Annotated in this window: 7 protein-coding genes and 1 pseudogene; 7 read left to right on the forward strand and 1 reads right to left on the reverse strand. The window is 64.4% G+C overall.

Going from position 1 to position 6,878, the window contains the following annotated elements; all coding sequences use genetic code 11:
* The first annotated feature begins 235 nt into the window (after positions 1–235).
* The 5 genes and pseudogenes from hemP to EOA24_RS22715 all read left to right on the forward strand — a co-directional run bounded on the left by hemP (position 236) and on the right by EOA24_RS22715 (position 4,357).
* Entirely contained in the window at positions 236–442 is a 207-nt protein-coding gene (hemP, locus tag EOA24_RS22695) for a hemin uptake protein HemP (protein WP_042644917.1), read from the forward strand.
* Between the two features lie 49 nt (positions 443–491).
* Positions 492–1,552, forward strand: a pseudogene (locus EOA24_RS22700) (hemin-degrading factor).
* 11 nt (positions 1,553–1,563) lie between these two features.
* On the forward strand, positions 1,564–2,457 hold the full coding sequence (locus EOA24_RS22705; protein WP_126082227.1) for a hemin ABC transporter substrate-binding protein: 894 nt from the start codon (positions 1,564–1,566) through the stop codon (positions 2,455–2,457).
* Positions 2,458–2,463: 6 nt separating this feature from the next.
* Positions 2,464–3,561, forward strand: coding sequence for an iron ABC transporter permease (locus EOA24_RS22710; protein WP_126082228.1), 1,098 nt, complete (start codon positions 2,464–2,466; stop codon positions 3,559–3,561).
* Between the two features lie 7 nt (positions 3,562–3,568).
* Positions 3,569–4,357, forward strand: coding sequence for a heme ABC transporter ATP-binding protein (locus tag EOA24_RS22715; RefSeq protein ID WP_126082229.1), 789 nt, complete (start codon positions 3,569–3,571; stop codon positions 4,355–4,357).
* On the opposite strand, the gene rirA is transcribed toward EOA24_RS22715, so the two are convergent.
* Positions 4,354–4,815: an iron-responsive transcriptional regulator RirA gene (gene rirA / locus EOA24_RS22720; RefSeq protein WP_040982432.1), complete on the reverse strand. Its 462-nt coding sequence runs from the start codon at positions 4,813–4,815 to the stop codon at positions 4,354–4,356. The genes EOA24_RS22715 and rirA overlap by 4 nt on opposite strands.
* Before the next feature lie 312 nt (positions 4,816–5,127).
* Between rirA and EOA24_RS22725 the strand changes: the two genes are divergently transcribed.
* Positions 5,128–6,423, forward strand: coding sequence for a DUF445 domain-containing protein (locus EOA24_RS22725; protein ID WP_126082230.1), 1,296 nt, complete (start codon positions 5,128–5,130; stop codon positions 6,421–6,423).
* A 66-nt stretch (positions 6,424–6,489) separates the two neighbouring features.
* On the forward strand, positions 6,490–6,878 hold a 389-nt coding region (gene phaP / locus EOA24_RS22730), incomplete at its 3' end, for a TIGR01841 family phasin (RefSeq protein ID WP_127410088.1).

The raw sequence follows: 6,878 nt of genomic DNA on the forward strand, positions 1-6,878 counted from the left end.
CGCCAGGCCCGTTCGTCCCCAAGTCACCAACCCCATGCCCCAACTCCAGATTTTCAGGCTCGTAGCTGGCTGGCCAATGGCTCGCTCGCATTTTTGATCACGTCCGGCGTCTTAAATGTTGACTCATTTAGTCCGGTAATGCACTGACTAGTAAACATGATTATTCGAGTCAAGAATTGAATGCATTTTATGAGGCTGCGGCCACGGTGGCCGTCAGAGGAAAGGGACCTACCCGATGAACACGCACAATCCCAACGATTTCCGCTATCGCGTCCGCCGCCCGGAAGAGACGCAGATGCGTTACGAACGCGTGCCGCTGGCGGTGAGGACGCTCTCCAGCAACACGCTGTTCCAGGGCGAGCATGAGATCGGCATCGAGCATCACGGCGCGCTCTACCGCCTGAAGATCACCCGCCAGGGCAAGCTGATCCTCAACAAGTGACCGCCGTCGGCGGGCGATAGACGCACATCAGGCAATACAGGTGGACGATATGGACCAGCGCGTTAAGCCGTCGCCGGAGGAAATCCGGCGGGCGCGAGAAGAAAATCCGAAAATGCGGGAGCGCGATCTCTCGGCGCAATTGGGCATTTCGGAAGCGGAACTGGTCGCGGCGCATTGCGGCATCGGCGCGGTGCGAGTCGAGCCGCGCGTCAACGACCTTCTGACCGGCCTCGAGGCGGTCGGCGAGGTGATGGCGCTGACCCGCAACGAAAGCGCCGTGCACGAGAAGATCGGCGTGTACGACAAGGTCGTCACCGGCAACCACAACGCCATGGTGCTTGGCGAAAACATCGACCTACGCATCTTCCCGAAGGTCTGGGCGCATGGCTTTGCCGTCGAGAAGCGCGAGGGTGACGAAATCCGCCGCAGCCTGCAGTTCTTCGACGCAGCGGGCGAGGCGGTGCACAAGGTGCATCTGAAGCCCGCATCCAGCCTCTATGCCTACCAGAAGCTGGTGGCGAGCCTCGAATCGTCGAACCAGGAGCCGACCGTCGCGATCCTCCCAAGCGCCGCGGAAGGGGAGGGCGAGGCGCAGGGTTCGGTCGCCTCGATCGGCGACCTACGCGACCGCTGGAGCCGGTTGACAGATGTGCATCAGTTCTTCGGCATGCTGAAGACGCTGAAGCTCAGCCGTCGCGAGCGGTGCGTATGGTGGGGCAGGACTATGCCTGGCTGCTCGACAATGATGCGGTAAGCGCCATGTTCCATCACGCCGCTGCAGGCGGGATGCCGATCATGTGCTTCGTGGGCAACCGCGGCTGCATCCAGATCCATTCCGGCCCGATCAAGTCGGTCAAGCCGATGGGACCATGGATCAATGTGCTCGACGAGACCTTCCACCTGCATCTGAGGACCGACCACATCCACGAAGTCTGGGCGGTGCGCAAGCCGACCAAGGACGGCCATGTCACCTCGCTGGAGGCCTACGATGCCAATGGCAGCATGATCATCCAGTTCTTCGGCAAGCGCCATGAAGGCGAACGCGAGCGGGAAGACTGGCGTTTCCTGGCCGAGAACCTACCGCGCATTCCCAGCCCCACCGCTGCATAAGGTAGGACCCAATGCGCTTTGTTCTCAGTTTCCGCGCGGCCCTTACGCCGATGCTCGGTGTCCTGCTTGCCCTCGCTATGCAGCCTGCCAAGGCGGAAGAAGGCACGACCGTCTTTTCGGACACCTCGCGGATCGCCTCCATAGGCGGCTCGATCACCGAGATCCTCTACGCGCTCGGCGAGGAGGGCCGTCTCGTGGCCCGCGATTCGACCAGCACCTATCCCGAGGCGGCGGCGAAGCTGCCGGATGTCGGTTACATGCGCGCGCTGTCGCCCGAGGGTGTCCTGTCGGTCAATCCGACCGGAATCCTGGCGCTGCAGGGCAGCGGCCCGAAAGAAGCGGTCGACGTGCTGAAGAAATCAAGCGTGCCTTTCATCGAGGTGCCGGATCACTTCAACCATGAGGGCATCCTCGAAAATATCCGCATCGTCGGCAAGGCGCTGGGCGTCGAGGCCAAGGCCGAGAAGCTCGCCGCTGAGACGGACGCGAAGCTGACGGCCGCCGAAAGGCAGACGGCCTCGATCAAGGACCGCAAGCGCGTGCTGTTCGTGCTGTCGACCCAAGGCGGCAAGATCCTTGCAGCCGGCAGCGACACCGCGGCCGACGGCATCATCAAGCTTGCCGGTGCGGTCAACGCGGTCGAGGGTTTTTCCGGTTACAAGGGGATGACGGATGAGGCGATCGTCAGCGCCAAGCCGGATGTCATCCTGACGATGAAAGGCGGCGGGCCGCCGATCTCGGAAGACGAGCTGTTCGCCAATCCTGCCGTCGCCTCGACACCGGCTGGCACGAACCGCAAGATGATCAACATGGACGGCGGCTATCTGCTCGGCTTCGGCCCGCGCACGGCGGAGGCGATCCACGATCTCGCTGTTTCGATCTATGGCAACCAGGTCACGGACTGAGCGGCGGTGGCCGAACAGTCCATAGCAGGTGTGGGCAGGGTGATGGCGGCCGAGGGCGATCGCTCGGCGCGGGCAAGGGTCGTCATCGCGCTCCTGTGCCTGGCGCTGACCCTTTCGGTGTTCCTGTCACTGACGTCGGGCGCTTCGGATGCGTCCGCCGTTCGCGTCATTCGCGACTGGTTCACCGGGGCCGCTCCGGGGGATGCGGCGCTTGCCGCGCGCGACCAGCTGATCGTCTATGACATCCGCATGCCGCGCGTGCTGCTCGGCGTGCTGATCGGCGCCGCGCTCGCCGTCTGCGGCGCGGTGATGCAGGGCCTGTTCCGCAATCCGCTTGCCGATCCCGGTTTGGTCGGCGTTTCCGCCGGCTCCAGCCTCGGCGCTGTGGCGATCATCGTGCTCGGCACCACATGGCTTGCGCCCTTCACGCTCGCATTCGGCACGCTTGCGCTGCCGCTCGCGGCGTTCTTTGGCGGGCTCGCGGTGACGTTGCTGCTTTATGCCATCGCCACGCGCCAGGGACGGACCTCAGTCGCCACGATGCTGCTTGCCGGCATCGCCATCAGCGCCCTTGCCATGGCGCTGACAGGTGTCCTCATCTTCATGGCCGACGACCGGCAGCTGCGCGACGTGACCTTCTGGCAGCTCGGCTCGCTGGCCGGCGCGACATGGCCGAAGATCGGCACCGTCGGGCCGGTGATCATCCTGGCGCTGGCCGCGATGCCATTCCTGTCGCGCGGCCTCAACGCGCTGGCGTTGGGCGAGGCGACCGCAGGCCATCTCGGCATCCCGGTGCAGCGGTTGAAATACATCGCGATAGTCGGGGTGTCGGCGGCGGTCGGCGCTTCGGTCGCCGTCAGCGGCGGCATCGGTTTCATCGGCATCGTCGTGCCGCATGTCCTGCGGTTGGCGATCGGACCGGACAACCGCTATTTGCTGCCGGCCTCGGCGCTGCTCGGCGCATCGCTGCTGCTTATTGCCGACGCGGTCGCCCGCACCATCGTCGCGCCGGCCGAGCTGCCGATCGGGATCGTCACGGCGGTCGCCGGCGCGCCGTTCTTCCTGTGGATACTGCTGCGCAAGCGCGGCGTCATTGATCTGTGAGCTTGCCATGATCGAAGCGCGCGACATCTCCGTGACGATCGGCGGCAAGCGCATCGTCTCGCATGTCGATTTCGCGGCGCGGCCCGGCGAGGTCTCGGCGATCGTGGGGCCGAACGGGTCCGGCAAGACGACCTTGCTCAAGGCGCTGACCGGCGAGCTCGCTTATACCGGCACCGCCACGCTCAACGGCCGCGACCTGTCCGCCATGAAGCCGGTCGAGGCGGCGACGCTGCGCGCGGTGCTGCCGCAGGCCACGGCGCTGTCCTTCCCATTCACGGTGCGCGAGATCGTGCGCCTCGGCCTGATCGGCGGGCGCTCGGGCGTGCTGCCTGGCGAGGATGCGCGTTTGCCCGAGCGGGCGCTGGCGCGCGTCGACCTCGACGGCTTTGCCGGCCGCTTCTACCAGGAGCTTTCAGGCGGCGAGCAGCAGCGCGTGCAGCTTGCCCGCGTGCTCTGCCAGGTCTGGGCGCCGGTGCTCGAAGGGCGGCCGCGCTATCTCTTCCTCGACGAGCCGGTCTCCAGCCTCGACGTGAAGCACCAGCTCATCATCATGAACATCGCCCGCGATTTCGCCCGGCGCGGCGGCGGCGTGGTGGCGATCCTGCACGACCTCAATCTGACGGCGATGTATGCCGACCGGATTTTCGTGCTCTCTCGTGGCAAACTGGCGGCCGCCGGTGCACCGGCGGATGTGCTGAACGATGAACTGATCGAGAAGGTGTTCGACTGCAGGCTGAAGGTCGGCGCGCTACCCGAAGGAAGCATGCCGTTCGTGTTGCCGCAGTCCGCCGCCTAGGCTGCAGGGGCGCGCTGCTCCAGCAGGTCGATGCCCAGCAGGTGGCGCACATTCGGGCGCGCGGCGATCAGGTCGGCGATCGTGTAGCGGGAAAGCACGGCGAAGAAGGCGTTGAGCGCCTCGCGCAGCGCCGAATTCAGGGCGCAGCTGTCGACCAGCGGGCATTCGGCGGCGTCGTTCTCGAAGCACTCGGCCATGGCGAAGCTCTCTTCGGTGACGCGCACGACATCGAACAGGCTGATCTGCTCGGCCGGGCGGCCGAGCCTGACACCGCCGTTCCTGCCGCGCACGGTTTCGACAAGGCCGGCCTCGACCAGCGGCTGCAGGATCTTGAACAGGAAGAGTTCCGACACCGAATAGGCGGCGGCGATCTCGGGGATGCGGCTCAGCCTGTCGGTATTTGCGGCGCAATACATCAGGATGCGCATCGCATAATTGGTCTGGCGCGTGAGCCGCATGGTATCCTCGCGAAATATTAGCTTAAGCCGAATATGGCCCATAGTTTGGAACAATTCCAGACTGGACTGGCACATAGCTGAATAATCGTGTCAACTTTTTGTGCGGGCCGGGCGGATGGCGGCCCGATTTGCCCTCCTGTGCTTCGGGCGAGCGTTTCGCGGGCGCAGGCATAAAGCGCGTCGCGCTGAAGCGGATTCAGGCGACGCGCTTTAAGTCTTTGTTTTTATGCATGTCGTTTTCCCAGAACCGCTGCGCACCTTTGGGCGACATGCACTAGATAGAGGCGGGTGCAAACAGGAAACGGCCTTTTCATGTCTAAATCAGCTCCGGCTCTCGCGCCGGTTCGATTCGACGCAGACGCGCAGGCAAAGCTCTCGGCGCTGCGGCGGACCAAATTCATCGCCGCGGCCGCGCTCGCGCTGTGCATCCTTGTCTTCGCGCTGGCGAAGTCCTTCCAGGCTGCCTATCCGTGGCTCGGCTTCGTCGCGGCCTTCGCCGAGGCGGCGACGATCGGCGGCATCGCCGACTGGTATGCCGTGGTGGCGCTGTTCAGGCGGCCGCTCGGGCTGCCGATCCCGCACACCGCCATCATCCCGGAGAACCAGCACCGCATCGCCGACAATCTCGGCCGCTTCATCGAGGCCAATTTCCTGGCGCCGGAGCCGGTGCGCGAAAAGCTCGCCGAGGTCGACTTCGCCGCCCTGGTCGCCGACTGGCTGGCCGACGCCGAGCGCGCCGCCGGCCTGTCGCGGTTCGTCGCGCGGCTGGTGCCGCAGACATTGACCGCGGTGGAGCAATCCGGGCTGCGCGGCTTCGTCACCAGCCGCATGCTGGAGCAGATCGAAAAGGTGCCGCTGGCGCCTTTGGCCGCCGACCTTCTGTCGGCGCTGACCGACGACCGCCGCCATCAAAAGCTGTTCGATGAGTTCACGCGGGTGGTCGGCCGTTTCCTCAAGGACGAGCAGGCGCTGGCGACGATGCGCGAGAAGATCCGCGAGGAATTGCCGTCGCTGTTCAACCTGTTTCGTGCCGATACCTATCTGTTGAAGAAGATCGTCGCCTCGGCGGGCTCGCTGCTGGATGAGGTCAGGGCCGATCCCGATCATCCGATGCGCGCCGAATTCGATCGTTTCGCGCTGGGCTTCATCGAGCGGCTCAGGACCTCGAAGCAATATGCAAGGCGCGCCGAGAAGCTGAAGCGCGATTTTCTCGGCCGCCCGGAGGTGAGGACGCTCGCCGGCGATGCGTGGGCGAGCCTGCGCCTGTTCATCGAGCAGGACGTCAATGCGCCGAGTTCGACGATACGCGAGCACCTCGCGAACATGTTCGTCGAAGTCGGCCGGCATCTGGCCGACGACGCGCAGATCAGGGCTGACATGAACCAGGGCTTTGTCGTGGCGCTGGCCTCGTTTGTCGAGAGCCAGAAAAGCGGGGTATCGACATTCATCGCCGACCAGGTCAAGCGCTGGGACCTGGCGCAGCTGACTCGGCTGATCGAGACGAATATCGGCAAGGATCTGCAATATATCCGCTTCAACGGCATGATCATCGGCGGGCTGGCCGGCTTGGCGCTCTATACGGCGGAGCGGCTGTTTCTGGTCAATTGACGCGGGCCTAACTGGCACTATTCTCCTGCTGGCACGCCGCAAGGGCAGCAAAACGGGAGGCAGGGCATGGCAAAACAACCGGAATCCGACTCGTTCTTCGACATGTTCAGCAGGTTCGGCCGCGACCTGAAACTGCCGAATGTCGATGTCCAGGCGATCCTCGATCATCATCGCAAGAACCTCGAAGCTCTCGAGAAGTCGGCGAAGGCAAGTGCGGCCGGCGCCTCCTCGGTGCTGGCGAGGCAGCATGAGATGGTGCAGAATGCCATCAACGAGGTTACGCGGATGGCGCAGAACTACCAGGCGCCCGGCAACCCGCAGGACCTGATGAGCAAGCAGGCTGAATTTGCCCGTAAGTCGTTCGAGACGACGCTGAAGAACGCCAGCGAAGTGGCTGACCTTGTACGGAAATCCAGCACCGAATCGGTCGAGATTCTGCGCGACCGGATCAGGGA

Origin of the sequence: Mesorhizobium sp. M2A.F.Ca.ET.039.01.1.1, from assembly GCF_003998035.1 — a bacterium.
Lineage (GTDB): Bacteria > Pseudomonadota > Alphaproteobacteria > Rhizobiales > Rhizobiaceae > Mesorhizobium.